We start from the raw sequence: 20,387 nt of genomic DNA on the forward strand, positions 1-20,387 counted from the left end.
CCTTTCAACGGCGGCAAGCGGCTTCGTGCTTGCCGCCGCAGGACCGACAGCGTCTATGCTTGCGCCTTGCGATAGGATGCGACGACGAGCCAGATTGCCGAAAGCAGAAAGTAGAATGCTCCGAATGCCGCATAGGGGACGATATCCAGGATCGTCGGCGCCGTGGTGCCGAGGGACTGGCTGATCATGAAGCCGCCGGCAAGGGCCGATTGGGCGCCGCTCAGGATCATCACCCATTGGGCGCCGTAGAGGCGCCAGCGCCTGACGCCGGTATAGAGTTGCAACAGGCCGGAGAAGATCGCCCAAACGCCGAACGCGGCAAGAACCGCATAGGTGCTGCTGCTGACGGCGATGATGACGGTGAGTGTCATGATCGTGCTGACCACGACATTCAGCGCCTGGGACGGGTTGGCCTTCAGGCCGCCGTTAACACGGGCGTCGACCAGATCGGCCAGCGCATCCCATAGAGGGTAGGTCACCAGCAGAAAGGCGGCGGGGCCAGACTGACGCCCCAACAGAATGGCGGTGGCAATCCAGCTGACGGAGAATGCGGCACGTGTGAAATAATAGGATGGCAGCCAGTTGGACTGGCTTGAGGAAAAGCTTTGCATCGGCGGGTTCCTTGTGTTTGCCTACCTACTAGTAGGAAGTCTACTGTATCGAGTCAACGCATGGCCGGACACCTTCTTGTGAGGGATGAGGATTAGCAATAGGCTTGACAATCTGCCTACCAGAAGGTAGGCGACGCTATGAAATCAATGGCTTCTACTTCCGATAAAATCCTCGACATCGCGCAGTCTCTCATTGTTGCGGGAGGCTATAACGGCTTCAGCTATGCCGATATCTCGGCTGCCATCGGCATCAGGAAGGCGAGCATCCACCATCATTTTCCCACGAAGGCCGACCTCGTCTCGGCGCTGGTGGATCGCTACATCAAGCAGGCGCAGGCGGGTCTGCAGTCGCTGCGCGAGCAGGCCGCAAGCCCGGCCGATCAGCTGCAGTTCTATATCGACTATTGGCACACATGCATTCGGGATGCCTCGCAGCCCTTCTGCGTCTGCGCGATGCTGGCGAGCGAAATGCAAATGCTGCCGGAAGAAGTCGCATTCCGCGTCCGGACGCATTTCCAGAACCTCGCGGGCTGGCTTACTTCGGTGCTGCAGGCTGGGGTCGAGCAAGGCCTGTTTCAGCTGGACAAGCGGCCGGAGGAGCAGGCGCAAATGCTGATGGCATCGGTCCATGGGGCGATGCTGTCGGCGAGGGCTTTCGGCAATGCCGAGGTGTTCATCGCAGTCGTTGCCCCTGAGTTTGCGAGGCTGCGGTCAGCGGATCGCTAGGATTAACCCCTGGTCCGAAGCCGCCTGCTGGTGAAATCTAGTCCCTCAGGTCATTCCTTTCCATCGGCGGCCAGCCCATCCCGCACGATCGCGTAATAGCCGGCAAGCTCGGGAATATCGGCAGCCAGCTTGTCGAAGACCGGGTCCGACGGGGCGAGCGCGGCGGCATATTTGGCGTCGACGAATGCCTGGTGGGCGGCCAGCACTTTGGCGTCGGCCTTGTGCACGACGGTGAAGACGGGTGAGGGGGCGGTGCGGCCCTTGACGATGATGCGGTCGAGTTCGACGACGATATAGGTGTCAGCGACCAGCCTTGCGGTTTCCTCGCCGAGCAGCAGCGCCACGCCGTAATTCTTCGAGGCGCCTTCGAGGCGGGAGGCGAGGTTGACGCTGTCGCCAAGGCAGGAATAATCGAACCGGCGGGTCGAGCCCATGTTGCCGACGATGCACTCGCCGGTGTTGATGCCGACGCCCATCTTCAAGACATGCGGCTTGCGGCCGAGTGCGGCCGCCTCCCGCTCCAGCTGACCGTTCAGACGCGAAATCGCCGCCTGCATGGCGAGCGAGGCGCGCACGGCGTGAAGCGCATGGTCGGGGTCGTCGAGCGGCGCATTCCAGAAGGCCATGATGCAGTCGCCCATATATTTGTCGATCGTGCCACCGTGATCCATTACCACGTCTGAAAGCGGCGTCAGCAACCGGTTGATCAGGCCGGTCAGCTGCTCCGGATCATCTTTCAGCGTCTCGGCGATCGTGGTGAAGCCGCGCACGTCTGAGAACAGAACCGAAAGCGTGCGTCGCTCGCCGCCGAGCTTCAGCTGCGAGGGGTCACTCGACAGACGCTTGACGAGATCGGGCGAGATGTATTGGGCGAAGGCGCGGGTGATCTGGCGCTTGTTGCGACGCTCCTCGGCGAAATCGAAGGCGGCCTGGCCGAAGACGACAGAGATATAGGCGACGGTCGGGCCGAGCGGTGAAACGAATACATGAGTGAGCCGGATGCCGGCGGCACTGACTGCCGCGAAGGCGAGGAGGGCCGCCACACTGTTCACGACCGTCAGCCATCCGGTCGACCGCCAGACGGTGGCGGCAGCAAGCAGCACCGATATCAGGATGCAGGCAGCGACCGTCGGCAGCCGGGCTTCTGCGATCGACAGGCTTTTGCGGATATTGTCGTAGATCGTCGCCTGGATCTCGACGCCGGAGACGAGCTTGCCGGTGTGAACCGTATAGGGTGTAGCGAAGGCATCGACGCCGCCCTTGTCGATCGCAGGTGCGTTCTGCAGACTTAAACCGACGAGCACGACGCGGTCCTTGAAGTAGCCCGGCGGCAGCAGGTTCTGCGGGTCAAGCGCCTGGTAATAGGAGACCGTGGGATAGCTGCGGGCCGGGCCGAAGGATTGGATAAGCCGGCCGGCTGGCAGCGCTTCGGGCGCCACGCCCGAGGCCTTTGCCAGCATCGCCGCGAAGCCATCCTCATAGCCCGGGATGCGCCGGAAGATGCCGTCACCGCTCAGATCGATCGAGGCGATGCCGGTCACCGCGCCCGCTTCGGTCAATTGCGGCAGGGGTGTCGCCCGGATCAGTTGCGATGCCTGCGGCGTCTCGATCAGCGTCTCGTCGCCGGCCAGCACGACATCGGGGCCGACGGCCCTGGTGATCGCCGCGTCATTATCCGGTGCTGAGGGTTCGGCCATGATGATATCGAGGCCGATGACGCGGGCGCCGGCGGCGCGCAACTGGCTGATGAGCTCGGCATGCAGGCTGCGCGGCCAGGGCCATTGCGCGTTGATATCGGCAAGCGAGGGTTCGTCGATGGCGACGATGACCGGCCCGCCGGGTGGCGGACGGGGATCGTCGACGGTCGACAGATAGTCGAAGCTTCTGAGCTCCAGCAGCGACCAGGCGGGGAGGCGCGACAGGAGCGAGATGGCGATCAGCGTGGTCAGCGACAGCACCAGCAGCCTCAGGTGACGGCTCCTGATCTGCCTGGCCTGTCGGTGCTGGTCCCGCAACCGCATCAGAAGCGGACTTTGAGCGTGCCCTTGAAGGCGCGGCCCCAGCCGGGCACGCCGGGCGTGATCTCGAAGTCCTCGTCGAGGAGGTTATAGGCGGCTGCCTCCAACTCGACGCGCTTGTCGAACGGTTCCCAGACCAGGTGGGCGTCGAGGGTCCAGTAATCGTCGAGCTTGGTGCCAAACCGATCGCCGTCGCGCTCGCCGATATAGTTGGCGGCAACCGTCGCCTTGACCTTGGCTTCGTTGACCCAGGTTAGGGCAATCTGTCCGGAATTCTGCGGTATGAAGGGAAGGGGGCCACCGTAGATCGGCTCGAGCGGATCCCTATTCTTCGAATCCATATAGGCATAGGTCGCCGAAAGACCGAAACCGTGGCCGAGCGCGACGTTGGCAGTGACGGCAGCGCGATCGATGCTGCCGCGCGAAATCGGCAAGCTGGTATCCGAGGGAAGCGAGATCAGCGGAAAATCGATCGAGAAATCGTGGAGTTCCTGATGCTCGTACTCCACCGAAGTGAAGAAGCGGTCAGTCCATTCGGCATCCCATTGCAGGGCGAGCGTATCCGTATAGCCTTGTGGATTGGTGGAAAACTGATTGGCCTGCAGCCCGAGTATGCCGATCGGGGCAAGGGTCGGCACGGTAGTGTCAAAGCTCTGACGCATGAAGGCTGCACGAAGCCAGTGGTTTTGAACCGGCGCCCAGGCGAGGCCGAAGCGCGGTTCCAGCCGGCTGACATCGATGCCATCACCCTCGAGGTGCGTGGCAAACAAGGCGTATTCGCCCTTGAGATCGGGCGTGATCTCGTGAAGCACATCGACATAAGCGCGGCCGATATCGATGGTGCTCTCGGTGTGATCGAGAGGAGCTGTCAAGCCCAGGAGTGTCGTATCGACCGTGCTGCTGACATCCATCCAGCCGCCTTCGATACCGTAACGCCATGTCAAAGGTCCGGCGCCGATGGAATGGCTCAAGGCGCCGATATAGGTTTGGGATTCAGTCTCTTGGGTGACGTCGCTAAAGGGAATGATGAAGGGAACGCCTGCCCGAATAAATAGTGGGTCCAGGTCGACATCGAGCGCGCTGTCCGTATTCGATTTGATTCCTGAATAAAGCAGTGCTCCGTTCAACACGTTTTCATACGCAAACGTGTGGCTCCAGCCGATGCCGGCGAATGTGGCCTGGCTGACGGTCTCCTGTGTCGTGTAAAGAGGCAGCGGGAGAGGCACGCCGAACACGAGTTCCATAAACGCGGTGTTTGACGACAACGCGCTCAAGGACCCATCATTCTTGCCGTGGTTGACGAAGGCCACCATGCGATCATCAGGTGTGACCGTCGCGGTCAGATAACCGTTGGCGGCCAGCAACTTGTTATCAGTCTGAACGCCGCCGAAGTCCCGATAATCGCGATCGAGCGCCAGTTCTTCCCAGGTCAGATTACCGTAGAAGCTGATCGGAATGATCTCGTTGGAATAACCCTGAATATCCGCTTCGCCGATGCGCCTGGTGTGGCCGTCGACGCTATTGATGCCGCCGCCGAGCGAGCCTTCGATGAAGGGCACATCGAACAGCGTCGCAGAGCGCGAACGACCGGAGAGCATGTGCGGAGAGATCAGCAGGCCTTGGATGAACGAGGAATAGCTCGAGGCATCGCCGCGGTTCTGGATGATGTTGTCGTCGCTGAAATTCGTCGCGTTGACGAAAGGAAAGATGCTGCCCTTGATCGATTGGTCGATATAGCCGCTGCCTTTGAACGGATCGAAAACCGCATCGCCGTAATAGCGGCCCCAGGCATCCAGCCCCTGCAGGCGGAAGGCGTCGTTGAGTGTCGATCCGGCGCTCGCATTGGCGCCGAGGGCGCTGTAATCGCCGCCGCGGGCGCGCGAGCGGCGCAGAAACTCCTGCGCATTGCCGATCGCGCCGTCGGCGTCGTACTCGTCGATATCGACGGCGGTGCGGAAAGCCGAGATGGCCGGGTCGTTCTTGTCGAGCCGGTCGGCATTGTCGAGTGCCTGCTGTGAGGGGATGCGGTCGCCCTTTTCGTAATGGGCGGCCGCGAGCATCATCTGCGACTGCGAATGCGCCGGATTGGCCGTGCTTGCGGCGAGCAGATCTTGCAGCGCCTTATCGCGCTCGCCGATTTGCAGGTAATAGCGGCCGCGGACAAATAGAGCGATATCGAAGGATGGATCGAGGGCAACCGCGGTGTCGATCTCGCGCTTGGCTTCCTTCATACGCGACTGATCGAGATAGAGCATCGCCAGGTTCGCGTGCAGCAGCGGATCCTGGGGATCAAGCTCGATCGCCTTCTTAAACGCCTCTTCCGCTTCACCGTTGGCATCACGCGAGCTCTGCAACAGGCCGATCGAGTTCAGCGTGCCCGGCGAGCCGGGAGCAAGCTCGACAGCGCGGTTCAGATCGGAAAGCGCACCTTTGAGATCGCTCTGGTAGATTGCCTTGTAATTCGCGCGGGCGGAGAGCGCCATCGGGTGATCGGGATCGAGCGCCAGCGAGCGTTCTATCGCCTCCTTCATTTGCTCACGGTCATCGGTGAGCTGCGCCAGCTGGGCGTGAACCGCCGGCAGAGTCGGATCCTCGGGATAGCGCTGTTCCGCCTCTTTGATAATCTCAAGTGCTGCGCGAGGGTTTTCCAGGAACCCCGCGGTATAGGCTTTCATGATCGCGCCGTAGGGGCCGACGGTATTGGCCGGCGGTGGTTCGGTATGAGTGGGATCGGCAAGCGAACGGGCGAAATAGCCGCCATATTGCGCCATGTTGCGGCGTGTCGGATCGAGATGCGGCAGGGCCTTCTGGAAGAGCTTCGCGGCATCGCCATAGCGCTTCTCCGAGCCGGCGATGGTGGCGTCAATCAGGTCGACGCGTGCCTGTTGGGCGGCCGTCAGCTTGCGGCCGCGGATATTCTCCAGCGTTGCGGCCGCGGCCTGCCGTCCGTCGAAGGCGCTCTGCACTTCGGCCAGTTCCAGCCAGTCTTCAATCGTGCGGCGCTCCGGCGGCAGCGCCAGCAGGCGGCGGCGCTCCGTCGCCATGCGGTCGACCCGCAGCGGCGACGTCGGCATCAGGTCGAAGCCGTCGCGCAGATCGAGATAGAAGAGCATCTGCTCGCGGTCGTCGGGATTGACGCTGATGATCTTGTGCGGCGCCTGGCCGATGGTGGCGGCCGCCCCTTCGCCCGCGTTCACCTCGACGCTGCCCTGCGGGTTGCTGAGCGCTACGCGACCTTCCAGCACGATCATCGAGGTCTTGGCGCCTTCGACGGTCATCGTCCAGTCGGTGCCGCGGATAGCTGCTGCGGCAGCCGGTGTTTCCACAGTCAGGCCCTGGCCGCCGCGCTCGGCGCGTGCCCAGATGGTGCCGGATTGGAGATTGAGCACCGTATCGCCGCTCGCCGCCATCTTTTTGACCTGCAGCGATGAATTGCGGCCGAGGCGGACCTGCGTGTGATCGGAAAAGACAATGGCGAGCTGGCCGTTGGCATTGGTGCGCAGCACGTCGCCGGTGAGGAGATCCTGATTGATGTCAACGACACGCCAGTCCGACACGTCGATGAATCGCACTTCCTCACCGGTCTTGCGGGCAATGACTGAGCCGGCGACCGGCGTGGCGCGTGGCACTGGATCGGCCATTGCCGGCAGTCCGAAACCAGGCACGGCAAATGCAAGCGCCACCCCGATGCGACAGATGTTACTGGAATAACCCCGCATGTCCTCGACCCCATACCCCGCTTCCCCTTTGTCCGCGTAGAGTGGAAAAGTCAAGCATGTTGCACACGTGTTCTTGCTTTCGCCAACAACTGTAATATCAGGGAAACACTTTGAGGTATGGAGTATTCAGGTGAGCGAATTTGAAAGTGTCACTGAGGTAATGCTGAGCAATCCCTCGAGCGGGGACGTCAGTACCGAGTATTTCGATCATATCAAGAAAATCAATGACATATTTTATGATCAGATCAAGATATCCGATCAGAAGGCGGCTTATATCTTTACTTTCATGCTCGCCTTTCTGGTAAGCTCCAGCGAGGTGAGGGCCGTCTTCAGCCTGGGGCGCTACACCGGCGGTACGCCGGGCAGCATACTGTTCTCCGGCCTGCTTGCCGCAGCTTCGGTCTTCTCAATGCTGTCGGCGATTCTCGTGGTGCTGCCGCGGCGTCTCGGCACCTCCACGTCGCTGTTCTGGGGCGCCTGGCCCAAGCATCGCGACATGTTCTTCGAGGCGGCTGTCCGCCGTGACGAGCGCTACCTCTTCGACCAGTATTTCGAAAACGCCAACATCCTCTCCGCCATCGCCTGCAACAAGTATCGCTGCGTCACCTTTGCCTTTCGCGGGCTGATGGTGAGCGTGATCGCCTATGTGCTGCTCTTGGCGGCGGGGTGAGAGTGAGGCGGCGACCTCAGGGAGGCAGGGCGCGCCGAGGCACGCCCTGACCATTCAATCCTCGACTTCGAGGACGAGCTCGATCTCGATCGGCACACCTAACGGCAGGCTTGCGACGCCGAGGACGACGCGGCCGGAGAGTCTTTCCTCGCCGAAGACCTGGAGCAGCATTTCGGATGCTCCATCAGCGACCTTCGGGTGGTCGCGGAAATCGCCTTCGGTCGCGATATAGACGCCGAGCTTGACGACACTGACGACCCTGTCCAGCGAGCCGAGGTACTCTCTGGCGGCGGCGAGGGCGCTGAGCGTCGCTGTTTCGGCGGCCTTCCTGCCGTCCTCTGATGTCAACGCGCCGCCGACGCGGCCGATATACCGCGGCTTGCGGTCGACGACCGGCAGCATGCCGCTGAAGAAGATGAGATTGCCTGTCCGGATCGCCTCGACATAGGCCCCGAAGGGCGTCGGCGGCGGGGGAAGCGTGATGCCGAGGTCCCGCAGCCGCTGTTCCGCGCCGGCTGCCTGCGCTTTTTGATGGTTTACCATTTGCCCAGATGTGCGCCGCCGTCGACGTGCAGCACCTCCCCGGTGATGCGCGGGGCTTCCGTCAGGAAGAGGACCGCTTCGACGATCTCATTGACATTGGAAATGCCTGCTATCGGAGAGAGCGTGCTCAGGAAATCCTTCGGATTGTCCTTGTGCAGTGGCGTGTCCACGACACCGGGAGCGACGATATTGAAGCGAATTTTCTCGTTCGCATATTCCATCGCCAAGTTTTTGGAGATGGCGTTGATGCCGCCTTTCGTCATCATCGACACCGAAGCGGAGAAGCCGGCGATCGGATGATCGGTCAATGGCGTCGTGATGCTGACGACGCTGCCGCCTGACTTCTGCGCGCGCATCTGTCTGACTGCCAGCTGGGTCAGATGGATGAAACCTTCGAGATTGGTCGAAGACAACGTCCGGAAATCCGTCATCGTGAAATCAACAAACGGCTTGGCCAAGAAGATGCCGGCATTGTTGACGAGCGCGTCGATCGAGCCGAAGCGGTCGATCGCGGTCTTTGCAACCCGCGCCGCGGTTTCGGCATCGCCAATGTCGCCATCGACGAGAGCCAGCCGGTCGGAGGCCTCGAAGGCGTCCGAGGCGCTGACCTGGCGCGAGGTGGCGACGACATTGTAGCCGCGCGCGATAAAGGCGTTGACGAGGCCTGCGCCGATACCCTGGGAGGCGCCCGTAACGATGACAGTCTTATTCGTAGTCATGTTGAACTCCATGATCTGGTTCGGGCAACGTCGCCTGATCGGCCGGGTCGCTCGAGATGGGGCCGCCGCGATCGCGCCGCCATCTGGGTTGTGGTTGTTTTCGCAAAGTGAATATGGCGAAAACTCCATTCCCCGATTAGATGGAAATATCTGGATTCTCTTTTGCATCAATGCAAAAATGGGCGCATGGCCGATCTCAACGACATCGCCGTTTTCGTGAAGGTGGCGCAGTATGGCAGCTTCAGCCGTGCGGCCTATTCCCTCGGCATGCCGGTTTCAACCGTCAGCCGGAAGGTGACGTCGCTTGAAGAGCAGCTCGGCGTGACGCTGCTGCAGCGCACGACCCGCAAGCTCAGCCTTACCGCGCAGGGTCGAGCCTATTACGACAGGTGCAGCGAACCGCTCGCCCATCTTATGGACGCCGAGCAGGCGCTGACGGAGACGCAGAGGAAGCCGGAAGGCCTGCTGAAGATCTCCGTGCCCGTCATCTTCGGGCAGGACGTCTTCTACGAATTCATCTCGTCCTTCCTGAGGACATATCCCGATATCCAGATCGATCTCTTCGTCACCAACCTTTTCCTCGATCTGGTCGCCGAGAATGTCGATCTCGCCATTCGTTTCGGCGAACTCAAGGATTCTTCCATCGTCGCGCAGCGGCTCGGCCGGAGTGTGCGCTATCTGGTTGCGACGCCCGACTATCTCGAGGGCAGGGCCCTTCCATTAAAGCCCGAAGACCTGAAGGATCATCGATGCGTGCTCCTGAACGGCCGCAACGGCGAGGCGGATTGGCATCTCGTCAGCGGCCGCAAGTCGGCCCACGTGCGCGTGTCCGGGCCGGTCTCCAGTCGGGACTTCGAGGCGGTCAGCGCCTTTACCTATCGCGGCCACGGTATCGGGCTGCTGCCTTCGACCTATTGCGACGAAGGGATCAACCGAGGCGAGCTCATTCGCCTGCTGCCGGACTGGTCCTCGCCGGAAATCTTCGTGCACGCCGTCTATCCCACCCGCCGCTTCCTGCCGCTGCGCCTGCAGGTTTTTCTGGAAGCGCTGAAGGCGTGGAAGAACCCTTTATGGGCGCCTTTGCGTTGAGGTCCTGGAAAGCTGCATGGCAGGAGAGTCTCTCTGTGAGTTCCCCGCAGCGGCCTCAAGGGACAAGGCAGGCGCTCCTGATATCACCGAAAATTGAAACCCCGCACGAGGCCGGGCGTCCTTCGCGGGCCAAGTTGTGTTACATTTCCCTGCTCGATGCGCGGGGATTTGCCGATGCTGACCACGCTTGCGGTACTCATGGGTCTTACCGGAGTCGTGCCGACAGTTGGGGCGGGCGCAAACGAGGTTGATGTGACGCTGGTGCTTGCCGTCGACACCTCGCGGTCAATGGATTTCGAAGAGATCGGCATTCAGCGCGACGGTTATGTCGAGGCGCTCAAGCACAAGGAATTCATCGATGCGGTCAAAGGCGGGCTCACCGGCCGCATCGCCATCAGCTATTTCGAATGGGCGGGCTATGTCGTCCAGGATTCGATGATCGACTGGCAGGTGATTGAGACGGAAGCGGATGCGATCGCCTTCGCCGATAAGCTTGACGCCCGGCCGATAGCCACGCAACGGCGCACCTCGATCTCAACAGCCATCGATCAGGGCGCCAGCATGATCACCACCGGACCCTTTCGCGGCAGGCGTGAGGTGATCGACGTCTCCGGCGACGGTCCGAACAATTCCGGCAGCCCGGTGACGGCCACCAGGGACAAGGCGGTGGCGTCGGGCATGATCATCAACGGGCTGGCGATCATGCTGCGTCCTTCCGATGCTCCCGGAGGGCTCGACAAATATTACGCCGATTGCGTGATCGGCGGCCCCGGCAGCTTCGTGCTGCCGGTCCACAGGATTGAGGATTTCGCCATCGCCGTGCGCCGCAAGCTGGTGCTCGAGATCAGCGGCATTTCACCCTCGCCGACGGTGGAGAGGATAGCCGCCGACGCGCCGACGGCGGACTGTCTGATCGGCGAGAAGCAGTGGCGGGATATATTCGATCGGTGAGTCGCGACCTGATGAGCCCGGAGAGGGTATGCCGTGTGGTTGTCACATGGCATACCGACAAAGCAAAGAAGAAAGCATCTGCCGCTCGAAGAGCCTCACCTTGAGGTGCCGACGGGCAAGGCGGCTGCTCCGTGCCGCCACCTATAACGGCAGCTGCCTGCCGGCCTGTTCGCTGACCATGTATTCGGCGTACCAGTCCGGCCAGTTCTCGTCGTGTTTGCCTCCATTGCGCTTCTCGTGTTCGCCGTGGGCCTCGGCGGCGCGGCGGAGGGCGGCGGCGAGGTCGCTCGATGTCGAGAAGGCGGTCTCATCGGCGTCGATGCGTCCCGGCAGGCGTGTGGTGACTTCCTGGAACAGCCAGCCGTTGCCATCGGGATCCTTGAACGAGGCGAAGGAACGATAGCTGCGGTGGTCGGGGTCGCGGCCGGCGATGCGCAGGCGCCCGAAGAGATAGGGCTCGTCCTTGCCGGCGTAGACGCCTGAAGCATCGTGGAAGACCTCGCTCACCTCGACGCCGCGGGCGATGAGATCGCGCCTTGCGGCCTCGACGTCGGAGACGATGAGATAGAGGCCTTGGGCGGAGCCGGGAGCGGCGGCGGTGACATTCTTGCCGAAGATGATCGCGCAACCGGAGCCCGGTGGGGTGAACTGGATCACGCGGAAATCGGCATCATTGGCGAAATCGGCGTCTAGCCTCCAGCCAAGGCTCTCGTAAAAACGTTTGGCGCGGTCGACGTCGGAAACGGGAATGACGACCACTTCGAGCTTGGTGTCGACCGGTCGTGTTTTCATGGATTCGGTTGGGGGTTCACTGCGCATTGCATTGCTCATCTTCAGCTCCCTTGAGGTTTGGACGCATTAAGAATGGCGATACATGTCAGGATCGAGTGGACCACAGCGCGGGTGGAGCGTCGAATCAATTCTTCAGTCGACATGAAGAAGACGGCGGGCCATCCCGCCGTCTGTTGCGCTAGCTTTTAAGCAGCAAGGGCAGCGCGCGTTTTGCCGATCATCAGAGCGGCGCGCGCAGCCTCACGGCCCTTCTCGACGAAATGAGCGCGGTAGATCTGCGTGTGATGCTCGGTTTCCTGATAGTGATGCGGTGTCAGTGAGACCGACAGCACCGGCACGCCGGTATCCATGCCGGCGCGCATCAGGCCATCGACCACGGCCTGGGCGACGAATTCGTGGCGGTAGATCCCGCCATCGACGACGAAGGCGGCGGCAATGACGGCGGCATAGCGCCCGCTCGCGGCAAGATCGCGCGACAGCAGCGGCATTTCGAAGGCGCCGGGGACGTCGAATACGTCGATCTGTTCGGCGGGAACAAGCTGTTGGAAACCTTCGAGCGCACGGTCGACGATATCGGCGTGCCAGCCGGCTTTGACGAAGGCATAACGGGTGGGTGTCATGGTAATCTCCTTTGGCGTACAGACACATCACCCAAGGCGATCACGAGCATCCGCAGCCAGCCCGGAGGGCAGCAGCAGCGCACGTTCTCTTTCATCCGGACTATGACCGTCGGCTCAGGCATCTCACCTGATCTGCTGACCCTTCCGAGGAAGGCGCTCGCGGGCTCGCAATCGAAACTGCATACCGCCGGTAGGGACTTTCACCCCGCCCTGAGAACGGCGCGGACAATAGGGCCAAGGCGGCGGGCTGGCAATAGGGAAGACGTTTTCGTCCGAAGGGCACGTGCCCCATCGCCCTTGCGCAGCGTGCGCATCCACCTACATGCTTCCGCTGAGGACATCCATGTCGAAAAAGCATGCTGCTCGGCCTCATTGAGGGGTAGAGCAGCAACCATGGGAGAGAGCGATGCCAGAATCTTTCGTCGTGCGCCGCGAGGCGCATCTTGCGGCGCCGCCGGCGGCGGTGTTTGCACTGATGACCGATCCGGAGAAGATCCTGCGCTGGATGGGGACGGAGGCCGAGGTCGAGCCGGAGCCGGGTGGGCTCTATCTCGTCAACGTCACCGGCGCCCGTTTTGCGCGCGGCTCCTTCCGCGAGGTGGTGCCGGTGCATCGGCTTGCCTACAGCTTCGGCTGGGATGGCAGCGAGGTGGTGCCGCCGGGATCGAGCCTGGTCGAGATCGATCTGATCGAGCAAGGAGGCGGAACGCTTTTGCGGCTCACCCATAGCGGTCTGCCGAGTGCGGAGCAATGCGCCGGTCATGAGGAGGGCTGGGCGCATTATCTCGGCCGGCTCACGGAAGTCGCGGCCGGGCGGGACCCGGGTCCAGATCCTTTTTACGGAAGGACATGAACGGTTTTCGGCAGGCGACGGGATGCTCCCCAAGCGCTTGACCCTACGGGAAGAACGGTCCGCTGCGGTCAAAAAAAGTGCTGCTTTATCGTCCGCAAACATGAACGCGCAGTTCATCTCCAGTTCAATTTGGCGGTCCTAAGGTGATTGCGGCTGGATGAAATGGAGTTTTCGATGAAGGCACTTTCTATCGCGGCTGCCTTGCTCGCTGGCAGCCTCTCGATTGGCACAGCTCAGGCGATGCCGATCGGGGCAATCAAGGTTGAGAGCACTGTCACAAAGGTCGACTACGCCTGTGGTCGCGGCTGGCATCTGACCCGCTGGGGCGAATGCCGGCGCAACTGGCGCCGCCCGCCGCCTGTAGCTTTCTATGGCGGTCCGCCCCGCTGGGGCTGGGAGCGGCGTCATCGCGATTGGGATGGCCCGCGCTGGCGCTATGAGGGGCGCTGGGACCGCGAACGCCGCTGGCGCGATGACTACTAAAACTTTTGACAGAGGGAGACGAACGAGGGCCGGTGCGATGTTTCGCCCGGCCTTTATCAGCTGAAATAACGCTGCGCTCAGATGCGGCTGACGAGCCAGTGCTTTCCGTCGATCAGCTCTTCGAGCTCGGCCGGATCCTTGACACCGAACTCGAACCATTCGACGAGTTCCTTCGCCTTCCGTTTGCTTTCTTCGGCTGTAAACTCGATCCCATAACGCGCGCACCAGCGCCGAAGGATCGACGTCAGCAGGGTCATGTCATTCCCGTCCAGCGGGTCTTTCGGCCAGTATGTCGTGCCCATAGCAACCCCTCAATCGCTAGTGACAAGTTCGCACATAAACGAACGAATGTCGCGCAATTTAAAAGTGTTTATCGGGTTGTTTTCCACCATGATGAATGGTTTTCCACAGAGTTGTTGGGAGGTAGGGTTGACAGGGTTGCGGAGGGACTCGGCGGGGGCAAGTGCCGATAGGAAATCCACCACAGGTGTCCTGAGTGGGCCGATGAAGTCAGTCATGCTCTGCATTTGGCCAGGGCAATCATTAACAGAAAACCTTTATTTACATTTTCTTAACTGGATCGCCGCAGATCCTCTGCACAAGTCCTACGATGTCGTTGCGCATTTTTGGTTGGCAACAGGCGAATACCGGAGACCTCCTGAGAGGCCGCAGGAGTCTCCGTGGGGCTGATGTCGCGGGGTTGCCCCCGTCCTGTTGCAATGCCAATGTTAACCCATGGATCTGCCTTCCTCCATTGCCTGGCTGATTGACGAGGCTGCGGCTTCGCCCGGCCCCGAACGGTTTCTGGCCGAGCTCGGGCGCCGGCTGCTGGCCGACGGCCTGGAGCTTTCCGGCGGCGCGCTGACACTTTCGGTGCCGCATCCGATCATAGCGCGGCGTAGCTGGCTGTGGCGGGCGGAAACCGGAGCCGTCATCGAGGCGCTGGGGTTTGCCGCCGCACCGCAAAGCGATGCCGGGCGCGAATGGCTAGCCGGGCTCGGGCCGGTTTGGGAGGAGAGGATTGGAGCTTCGCGGGACGGCGCCGTGCTCGGCTGGGCGGGCATCGGCAAGGGGGCAGGGGCGGACGAATTTTCTCCTGATGAAGCCGCGCGGCTGCAGGACGTCGCGCGTTTTGCTGCGGCGCCACTCGCAGTCCTTGCTGCGCGGGAAGCGCAGGCGGCGCTGCTGGAAGCCTACCTCGGCCGGCGCAGTGCGGCTCGCGTTCAGGCGGGTGCGCTTGCCCGGGGCACCGGCGAAACCATTCGCGCCGCTCTTCTCTGCGCCGATTTGCGGGATTTCACCGCGCTTTCCCAAGTGACGGAGCCGCAGGCGATGATATCCGCGCTCGACGCTTATTTCGACCGCGTCGCCGGCGCCGTGCATGCCTTCGGCGGCGAGGTGCTGAAATTCATCGGCGACGGCGTGCTGGCGATCTTTCCCGTCACTGCTGCTTCCGGCAACGGGGCCGGAGCTGATCGAGAGGCCTGTGAGGCGGCGCTTCGGGCTGTAGCCGCCTGCCGCGCCGGCATGGTTCATCTCGATCGGATGCGTGAGGCTGAGGGGCTGGCGCCGCTGCCCTTCGGGGCCGCCCTGCATTTCGGCGAAATCCTCTGGGGCAATATCGGCGCCGCCGACAGGCTTGACTTCACCGCCATCGGCCCGGCGGTCAATCTGGTCAGCCGGCTGGAAGGGCTCTGCAAGCCGCTCGGCCACAGCGTGCTGATCTCAGGCGCCGTGGCGGCGAATACCCAGGCTGCGCTGACGCCGCTCGGCGAGCACGCCCTGCGCGGCATCGCCGAGCCGTGCGCCGTCTTCACTTTGGCTGAGGATTGAGCCTGAGATGGGAACTGACCGCTTGTGCAGGCAGTGCCGTCCCTTCCCAGAAACAGCGCAAAAGAATCATGATTGTTAAACTCCGCTTTTTTGGCTAAAGCCTCTGCCGGTCAGAGGGGAGTTTTCAGATATGACTCGATACGCACATAAATTTTTCTCGGCCCTCGGACTGTCCGCAATGCTCGTGGCAGGGGCCGCGCCGGCCGACGACGGCAAGAAAGTCTCGGTCGTCGACGATCGTGGCGTCACCGTCGAAGTTCCGGCACAGCCGAAGCGCCTTGCCTCGATTTCCTATTTCGCAGATGACGTCGCGCTGGCACTCGGCATCAAGCCGGTCGCCAGCACCTATATGACGAAAGGCCGCGAGCCCGAATTCCTGCTGGGCCTGACTTCCGGAATGAAGCAGATCGGCCAGCGCGCTAAGCCCAATCTGGAACTTCTCTCCGAAGCCAAGCCGGATCTGATCGTCGCGATCCGCCGCTATACGGTCGGCAATGCGGCGCAGCTTCAAAACATCGCGCCCTACGTCGCCTATAATATGGAACTGCTCGAAGAGAGCTACAGCGAGACCGCCGCCCTTTCTAAGCTGCTCGGCCAGCCCGAACGCGGCGAGCAGCTGAACGCCGAATTCCGCAAGCATCTTGCGGAATTTGCCGCCAAGGCGCCGAAGGGCGTTCACCCGCGCTTCCTGATCATGTGGGGCGGCGCGACACCCTTCGCCTTCCACACGGAAAATACCTCGGCCTCGATCGTCGCCGCGATCGGCGGCGACAATGTTCCGGGGCCGAAAAATCCGGGCGGCGAGTTCGGCATCGACCTCAGCCTCGAAACCATGCTCGAGAAGGATCCGGAGGTCATCTTCGTCTATGATTCGGGCCCGGATCGCCCGCATGAGAGCAACCCGATCTGGTCGCAGCTGTCGGCAGTCAAGAACAACCGCGTCTTCTACGTCGGCGACCAGTGGGTCGAGACCAACGGCCCGATCGCCCGCGAAATCGTGCTGCGCGAGGCTGCGCACTACCTCTACCCCGACACGTTCCCGGCTGTCGATGTCAAGGCCGAGGCTGCCAAGCTGATCCCGGCCGAACTGCAGAACTAAGTTCAAGGAAAAGGCCTGCGATGAGCCCCCGGCAATCATTCCTGGCCATAGGGCTCATTGTCGCCGCCGCGATGCTGGCGACGATGCTCGGCTTGCTGGTTGGCGCCAAGACGCTTTCGGTCGAGACAGCGCTGCGCGTGCTTCTGGCGCCCGACGGCAAGCTCGAATCTGTCCTCGTCTGGACGCTGCGGCTGCCGCGCAGCCTGGCGGCGGCCGCCGGCGGGGCGGGCCTTGCCGTTTCCGGCTACTTGCTGCAGACGCTGACGCGCAATCCGCTGGCCGATCCCGGCATTACCGGCGTGACATCCGGGGCGGTCGCGCCGATCGTCTGCTGCTTCGTTTTTCTGCCCTGGCTTTCACCTGCCTATTATCCCTTCATCGGCCTTGCCGGCGGGGTCTTGGCTGCCTCGGTGACATTCTGGGTTTCGCGCGGCGGGCAGGGGCGGCCGCTGCAGCTTGCGCTCGGCGGCGTCAGCGTCTCGCTGTTCTTAAGCGCGATCACCACCTATGTGCTGCTCTTGACAGGGCCGCAATCGGCATCGCTGCTCTTCTGGCTCGCCGGCGGCTTCCAGGGGCGCAGCTGGTCACATGTCCTCTATATGCTGCCCTGGACGTTCGCCGGGGTTGCCGGGACGCTCCTTCTGCGGCGGGTCATCGGCATGTTCATGCTGAGCGATCATGCGGCGGCCGGCATGGGCCTGCAGCTCGGCCTGTGGAAGCCGCTCGTTCTCATCCTTGCCGTCATTCCGGTCGCGGGCGTTGCGCCCGTCGCCGGGCCGGTCGCCTTCGTCGGTCTTGCCGCTCCCCACATCGCCCGGCTGCTGAAACCCCGCGGCACGGGTTGGGAGATCGGGTTGAGCGCTTCGCTCGGCGCGCTGATCGTGACGGTCGCCGATGTTTTCGCGCGCAGCATCGCCATCCCGCGTGAACTGCCCGTCGGCATCGTCACCGCAATGCTTGGCGGCCCGATCTTCATCTATCTCGTCCAGCGCGGGCGGCTGAGCCTTGCCGGTGAGACGCCATGAGCGCGCCGGCATCGATATTGGCCGGTCAGGCAAGCTTCGGCATGACAGCTGCGCTCGCCGTATTAACGGTCCTCTCAATTGCGGCGGCGATCTTTCTCGGCGTCGCCGACATTCCCATGGGAGACGTCGCGGCCGTTCTGAGCGGCGGCGGCTCGGCGGAGGCGCGGCTGATCATTCTGGATATCCGGCTGCCGCGCATCGCCACCGGCATCCTAGCCGGCATTCATTTTTCGCTGGCGGGATATCTCTTGCAGACCATCACCCGCAATCCGCTTGCCGATCCCTCGCTGATGGGCGTGTCGCAGGGAGCGACACTGTCGGTAACGATCTTTCTGCTGTTTACCGTCTATATTTTCGAGCCCGGCTCGAACACGCTGGCCGAACTGCCGGTCGCATGGCTGCCGGCGGCAGGGCTTGCCGGCGGCCTACTCGCCGGCGGCGTCATCTATCTGCTCGCCTTCCGCCTCGGCCTCAGCGCGCTACGCATCACGCTCTGCGGCGTGGCGGTCGGCGCGGTGCTGCATGCGGTGGCGATCGGCCTCATCGCCGGATGGGGATCGGCCCGCATCGAGATCATTCTCGAATGGCTGTCCGGCAGCCTTTACGCCCGCAGTTGGGATCATGCGCTCTTCCTGCTGCCCTTCACCATCGCCGGCCTCGCCATGCTGCCGGTGATCTACCGGCCGTTGATGCTGCTGCAGTTCGATGCGCCCGTCGCCCGGTCCTTCGGGCTCGGTTATCGCAGGCAGTTCTCGATCGTGCTGGTCGTCTCCTGCGCGCTTGCGGCAAGTGCCGTCGGCGCGGTCGGGCCGATCGTCTTCGTCGGCCTCATCGTGCCCCATCTCGCTCGCTTCCTGGCCGGGCGGAATTTTAGGCTGTCGCTGGCGCTGACGATCGTGCTCGGCGCCGTCGTCGTCGCGCTCGGTGATCTCATTGGCCGGCTACTCGGCCATGCCGAGGAAATCCCGATCGGCGTGGTCACGGCCGTTTTCGGCGTGCCGCTTCTGCTGGCGCTGCTGCGCAAAACCATGTGAGGCCGAAATGCCATTGTCCTGTTCCGACCTCTCGGTGATGTACAACAAGCGCAAAGCTCTCGACAGCTTCAGCCTTTCGCTCGAAAAGGGGGAGATCCGGGCGCTGATCGGGCCGAACGGCTCTGGCAAGAGCACGGCGTTGCATGCGCTGGCCGGCCTCATCCGGCCGGCGGAGGGCAGGGCGTCGCTCGACGGCGTTGCCGTCGCTTCCATGTCGCGCCGGATGCTGGCGAAGAAGCTTGCTTTCCTGCCGCAGCAGCCGACCGCGCCCGACGAGATGACCGTCGCCCAGCTCGTGCGCCAGGGCCGCTATCCCCATGTCGGTCTGTTCCGCTCTTACGACAGCCGCGACGAAGAGGCGATCGAATGGGCGCTCGAAAGCACCGGCCTGTCTGATCTGGCTGATCGCAGCCTGCGCGAATTGTCCGGAGGGGAGCGACAGAGGGCGTGGATTTCGGCCGCTCTCGCCCAGGAGGCGGAAATCCTGCTGCTCGACGAGCCGACCTCCTTCCTCGATATCGGCTATCAGGTCGAAGTGCTCGATCTCGTACATCGGCTGAGCCGCGAAAAGGGCGTCACCGTCGTCATGGCGATCCACGACATAAACCAGGCGATCGCCGTCAGCGACCGCATCTCGCTGCTCGAAAAGGGGCAGCTCAGGTTCGACGGCGCGCCGCGCGAGCTTGCGGAGTGCGGCCTCGTCCAGGAAATCTTCCGCGTCAGGGGCCGTTTCGTCCAGCTCGCTCCGAATAGTCCGCCGCATTTCGATGTGGAGCTGATGAAACTTCAGCCAGCAGTGTTTAGCGCTTGACCAGCCTGAAGACGATTTTTGTTTGCGTGTAGTAATTCAGCGCATCGGCAAAGTCCGGCGTCCAGCCATCCGCGACGAAGGGAATGAATCCGTCATATTCGAGTTTGCGGGCGGAGACGTCGAAGCCTGCCTTTTCGAAGGCGCGGCCGTAATCGGTGATCGACCGATCCTGAACAACGGTATTGGTGCGGTTGGCGACGAGCTCGCGCCATTTCGGCCAGAGCGGATTGTCCGTGTGGCAGCCGGTCACCGCATAATAGACGCCGCCCGGTTTCAGTGCCTGGCGAATATCGGCAGCGTGCGCGTCGATGTCGGGGACGAGGTAAATGACCTCGTGGCTGAGGGCGAGATCGAATTCGTCGCTCCAGCACTCCAGCCTGCCGCCGACCTGATGCTGGATCGGCAGATTGCCTTTCAGCGTCTCGGCCTTGGCAATAGAAGTTTCGGCGATGTCGATACCCAGCGCCTTGCGGAATGGGCGGATCGCATAGAGATGCCGCAGCAGGCCGCCCTGGTTGCAGCCGAAATCGAGCACGCTCTTTTCGGAAAGGTCCCGCTCGAGCATGAGATCGATCAGGTGGCGCCAGATCGGAGCATGCCCATCGGCCATCCTGTCTTCGGCATCGGGGTCGATATACCACGTGCCGATGTTTTTCTGCGCTTCCTCAGCCATCCCTTGCCCCTTGTTCATGCGGATCGTGGCGATGCTCTTAGGGCGCGTGATGATGCTTGACTAGGGCCGAAGCCGGTTTTCAAGCGCCTTTCGGAGGTGGATAGTTTTGCAACGGATT

General features: G+C 62.3%; 20 protein-coding genes and 1 riboswitch. Of the genes, 11 read left to right on the plus strand and 9 right to left on the minus strand.

From position 1 onward, the window contains the following. Positions 1 to 53: 53 nt before the first annotated feature. Positions 54 to 611, minus strand: a complete 558-nt coding sequence (locus CO660_RS06655) for a DUF308 domain-containing protein (RefSeq protein ID WP_097598067.1) — start codon at positions 609 to 611, stop codon at positions 54 to 56. A 138-nt stretch (positions 612 to 749) separates the two neighbouring features. Between CO660_RS06655 and CO660_RS06660 the strand changes: the two genes are divergently transcribed. Then, positions 750 to 1,337, plus strand: a complete 588-nt coding sequence (locus CO660_RS06660; protein WP_097598068.1) for a TetR/AcrR family transcriptional regulator — start codon at positions 750 to 752, stop codon at positions 1,335 to 1,337. A 50-nt stretch (positions 1,338 to 1,387) separates the two neighbouring features. Here CO660_RS06660 and CO660_RS06665 read toward each other — a convergent pair whose 3' ends face one another. After that, positions 1,388 to 3,358 carry an adenylate/guanylate cyclase domain-containing protein gene (locus CO660_RS06665; protein ID WP_097598069.1) on the minus strand — a complete coding sequence of 657 codons (1,971 nt, stop codon included), beginning with the start codon at positions 3,356 to 3,358 and terminating at the stop codon, positions 1,388 to 1,390. Next, positions 3,358 to 7,074: a FecR domain-containing protein gene (locus CO660_RS06670; RefSeq protein ID WP_097598070.1), complete on the minus strand. Its 3,717-nt coding sequence runs from the start codon at positions 7,072 to 7,074 to the stop codon at positions 3,358 to 3,360. The genes CO660_RS06665 and CO660_RS06670 overlap by 1 nt, the downstream gene beginning before the upstream one ends. 130 nt (positions 7,075 to 7,204) lie before the next feature. On the opposite strand from CO660_RS06670, the gene CO660_RS06675 reads away from it, so the two are divergent. Further along, the gene (locus CO660_RS06675) at positions 7,205 to 7,744 is read left to right on the plus strand and encodes a Pycsar system effector family protein (RefSeq protein WP_097598071.1); all 540 of its coding nucleotides are present in this window, start codon (positions 7,205 to 7,207) and stop codon (positions 7,742 to 7,744) included. A 54-nt stretch (positions 7,745 to 7,798) separates the two neighbouring features. On the opposite strand, the gene CO660_RS06680 is transcribed toward CO660_RS06675, so the two are convergent. Further along, positions 7,799 to 8,287 (minus strand): RidA family protein, encoded by a 489-nt coding sequence (locus tag CO660_RS06680; RefSeq protein ID WP_097598072.1) that lies wholly within the window; start codon positions 8,285 to 8,287, stop codon positions 7,799 to 7,801. After that, positions 8,281 to 9,006: an SDR family oxidoreductase gene (locus tag CO660_RS06685; RefSeq protein ID WP_097598130.1), complete on the minus strand. Its 726-nt coding sequence runs from the start codon at positions 9,004 to 9,006 to the stop codon at positions 8,281 to 8,283. The genes CO660_RS06680 and CO660_RS06685 overlap by 7 nt, the downstream gene beginning before the upstream one ends. Positions 9,007 to 9,192: 186 nt before the next feature. On the opposite strand from CO660_RS06685, the gene CO660_RS06690 reads away from it, so the two are divergent. Both CO660_RS06690 and CO660_RS06695 read left to right on the plus strand, forming a co-directional pair. After that, a complete protein-coding gene (locus tag CO660_RS06690) occupies positions 9,193 to 10,095 on the plus strand; it encodes a LysR family transcriptional regulator (RefSeq protein WP_097598073.1) in 903 nt (300 codons plus the stop codon). A 174-nt stretch (positions 10,096 to 10,269) separates the two neighbouring features. Next, the gene (locus tag CO660_RS06695) at positions 10,270 to 11,046 is read left to right on the plus strand and encodes a DUF1194 domain-containing protein (RefSeq protein ID WP_097598131.1); all 777 of its coding nucleotides are present in this window, start codon (positions 10,270 to 10,272) and stop codon (positions 11,044 to 11,046) included. Between the two features lie 141 nt (positions 11,047 to 11,187). Here CO660_RS06695 and CO660_RS06700 read toward each other — a convergent pair whose 3' ends face one another. After that, positions 11,188 to 11,877 carry a VOC family protein gene (locus tag CO660_RS06700; protein WP_085778637.1) on the minus strand — a complete coding sequence of 230 codons (690 nt, stop codon included), beginning with the start codon at positions 11,875 to 11,877 and terminating at the stop codon, positions 11,188 to 11,190. A 146-nt stretch (positions 11,878 to 12,023) separates the two neighbouring features. After that, positions 12,024 to 12,458 (minus strand): 6,7-dimethyl-8-ribityllumazine synthase, encoded by a 435-nt coding sequence (locus CO660_RS06705; RefSeq protein ID WP_064694549.1) that lies wholly within the window; start codon positions 12,456 to 12,458, stop codon positions 12,024 to 12,026. 79 nt (positions 12,459 to 12,537) lie between these two features. Then, positions 12,538 to 12,680, minus strand: a riboswitch (FMN riboswitch). Between the two features lie 184 nt (positions 12,681 to 12,864). Between CO660_RS06705 and CO660_RS06710 the strand changes: the two genes are divergently transcribed. Both CO660_RS06710 and CO660_RS06715 read left to right on the plus strand, forming a co-directional pair. Next, positions 12,865 to 13,311, plus strand: a complete 447-nt coding sequence (locus CO660_RS06710) for an SRPBCC family protein (RefSeq protein ID WP_097598074.1) — start codon at positions 12,865 to 12,867, stop codon at positions 13,309 to 13,311. 174 nt (positions 13,312 to 13,485) lie between these two features. Beyond that, complete coding sequence (locus CO660_RS06715; RefSeq protein ID WP_097598132.1) at positions 13,486 to 13,794, plus strand: hypothetical protein; 309 nt, start codon at positions 13,486 to 13,488, stop codon at positions 13,792 to 13,794. A 77-nt stretch (positions 13,795 to 13,871) separates the two neighbouring features. Here the strand turns inward: CO660_RS06715 and CO660_RS06720 are convergent, their stop codons facing one another. Continuing rightward, the gene (locus CO660_RS06720; RefSeq protein ID WP_064803538.1) at positions 13,872 to 14,096 is read right to left on the minus strand and encodes a hypothetical protein; all 225 of its coding nucleotides are present in this window, start codon (positions 14,094 to 14,096) and stop codon (positions 13,872 to 13,874) included. A gap of 433 nt (positions 14,097 to 14,529) precedes the next feature. Here CO660_RS06720 and CO660_RS06725 point away from each other — a divergent pair, with 433 nt between their 5' ends. From CO660_RS06725 to CO660_RS06745, 5 genes are all read left to right on the plus strand, one after another. Continuing rightward, complete coding sequence (locus tag CO660_RS06725; protein ID WP_097598075.1) at positions 14,530 to 15,627, plus strand: adenylate/guanylate cyclase domain-containing protein; 1,098 nt, start codon at positions 14,530 to 14,532, stop codon at positions 15,625 to 15,627. Positions 15,628 to 15,757: 130 nt separating this feature from the next. Further along, positions 15,758 to 16,726: an ABC transporter substrate-binding protein gene (locus CO660_RS06730; RefSeq protein WP_097598076.1), complete on the plus strand. Its 969-nt coding sequence runs from the start codon at positions 15,758 to 15,760 to the stop codon at positions 16,724 to 16,726. Between the two features lie 20 nt (positions 16,727 to 16,746). Next, positions 16,747 to 17,751, plus strand: coding sequence for an iron ABC transporter permease (locus CO660_RS06735; RefSeq protein ID WP_097598077.1), 1,005 nt, complete (start codon positions 16,747 to 16,749; stop codon positions 17,749 to 17,751). Beyond that, complete coding sequence (locus tag CO660_RS06740) at positions 17,748 to 18,785, plus strand: iron ABC transporter permease (RefSeq protein ID WP_097598078.1); 1,038 nt, start codon at positions 17,748 to 17,750, stop codon at positions 18,783 to 18,785. The genes CO660_RS06735 and CO660_RS06740 overlap by 4 nt, the downstream gene beginning before the upstream one ends. A 7-nt stretch (positions 18,786 to 18,792) precedes the next feature. Further along, on the plus strand, positions 18,793 to 19,596 hold the full coding sequence (locus CO660_RS06745) for an ABC transporter ATP-binding protein (RefSeq protein ID WP_097598079.1): 804 nt from the start codon (positions 18,793 to 18,795) through the stop codon (positions 19,594 to 19,596). Here CO660_RS06745 and CO660_RS06750 read toward each other — a convergent pair. Beyond that, positions 19,586 to 20,269 carry a class I SAM-dependent methyltransferase gene (locus CO660_RS06750; RefSeq protein ID WP_097598080.1) on the minus strand — a complete coding sequence of 228 codons (684 nt, stop codon included), beginning with the start codon at positions 20,267 to 20,269 and terminating at the stop codon, positions 19,586 to 19,588. The two genes, CO660_RS06745 and CO660_RS06750, sit on opposite strands and share 11 nt — an antisense overlap. Positions 20,270 to 20,387 lie beyond the last annotated feature (118 nt).

Origin of the sequence: Rhizobium sp. L9, from assembly GCF_002531885.1 — a bacterium.
Lineage (GTDB): Bacteria > Pseudomonadota > Alphaproteobacteria > Rhizobiales > Rhizobiaceae > Rhizobium.

What these genes read in the sequence shown, in the direction of transcription:
- CO660_RS06655 (WP_097598067.1), bottom strand. Translation starts at nt 611, where the DNA reads ATGCAAAGCTTTTCCTCAAGCCAGTCCAACTGGCTGCCATCCTATTAT.
- CO660_RS06660 (WP_097598068.1), top strand. Translation starts at nt 750, where the DNA reads ATGAAATCAATGGCTTCTACTTCCGATAAAATCCTCGACATCGCGCAG.
- CO660_RS06665 (WP_097598069.1), bottom strand. Translation starts at nt 3,358, where the DNA reads ATGCGGTTGCGGGACCAGCACCGACAGGCCAGGCAGATCAGGAGCCGT.
- CO660_RS06670 (WP_097598070.1), bottom strand. Translation starts at nt 7,074, where the DNA reads ATGCGGGGTTATTCCAGTAACATCTGTCGCATCGGGGTGGCGCTTGCA.
- CO660_RS06680 (WP_097598072.1), bottom strand. Translation starts at nt 8,287, where the DNA reads ATGGTAAACCATCAAAAAGCGCAGGCAGCCGGCGCGGAACAGCGGCTG.
- CO660_RS06685 (WP_097598130.1), bottom strand. Translation starts at nt 9,006, where the DNA reads ATGACTACGAATAAGACTGTCATCGTTACGGGCGCCTCCCAGGGTATC.
- CO660_RS06690 (WP_097598073.1), top strand. Translation starts at nt 9,193, where the DNA reads ATGGCCGATCTCAACGACATCGCCGTTTTCGTGAAGGTGGCGCAGTAT.
- CO660_RS06695 (WP_097598131.1), top strand. Translation starts at nt 10,270, where the DNA reads ATGCTGACCACGCTTGCGGTACTCATGGGTCTTACCGGAGTCGTGCCG.
- CO660_RS06700 (WP_085778637.1), bottom strand. Translation starts at nt 11,877, where the DNA reads ATGAGCAATGCAATGCGCAGTGAACCCCCAACCGAATCCATGAAAACA.
- CO660_RS06705 (WP_064694549.1), bottom strand. Translation starts at nt 12,458, where the DNA reads ATGACACCCACCCGTTATGCCTTCGTCAAAGCCGGCTGGCACGCCGAT.
- CO660_RS06710 (WP_097598074.1), top strand. Translation starts at nt 12,865, where the DNA reads ATGCCAGAATCTTTCGTCGTGCGCCGCGAGGCGCATCTTGCGGCGCCG.
- CO660_RS06715 (WP_097598132.1), top strand. Translation starts at nt 13,486, where the DNA reads ATGAAGGCACTTTCTATCGCGGCTGCCTTGCTCGCTGGCAGCCTCTCG.
- CO660_RS06720 (WP_064803538.1), bottom strand. Translation starts at nt 14,096, where the DNA reads ATGGGCACGACATACTGGCCGAAAGACCCGCTGGACGGGAATGACATG.
- CO660_RS06725 (WP_097598075.1), top strand. Translation starts at nt 14,530, where the DNA reads ATGGATCTGCCTTCCTCCATTGCCTGGCTGATTGACGAGGCTGCGGCT.
- CO660_RS06730 (WP_097598076.1), top strand. Translation starts at nt 15,758, where the DNA reads ATGACTCGATACGCACATAAATTTTTCTCGGCCCTCGGACTGTCCGCA.
- CO660_RS06735 (WP_097598077.1), top strand. Translation starts at nt 16,747, where the DNA reads ATGAGCCCCCGGCAATCATTCCTGGCCATAGGGCTCATTGTCGCCGCC.
- CO660_RS06740 (WP_097598078.1), top strand. Translation starts at nt 17,748, where the DNA reads ATGAGCGCGCCGGCATCGATATTGGCCGGTCAGGCAAGCTTCGGCATG.
- CO660_RS06745 (WP_097598079.1), top strand. Translation starts at nt 18,793, where the DNA reads ATGCCATTGTCCTGTTCCGACCTCTCGGTGATGTACAACAAGCGCAAA.
- CO660_RS06750 (WP_097598080.1), bottom strand. Translation starts at nt 20,269, where the DNA reads ATGGCTGAGGAAGCGCAGAAAAACATCGGCACGTGGTATATCGACCCC.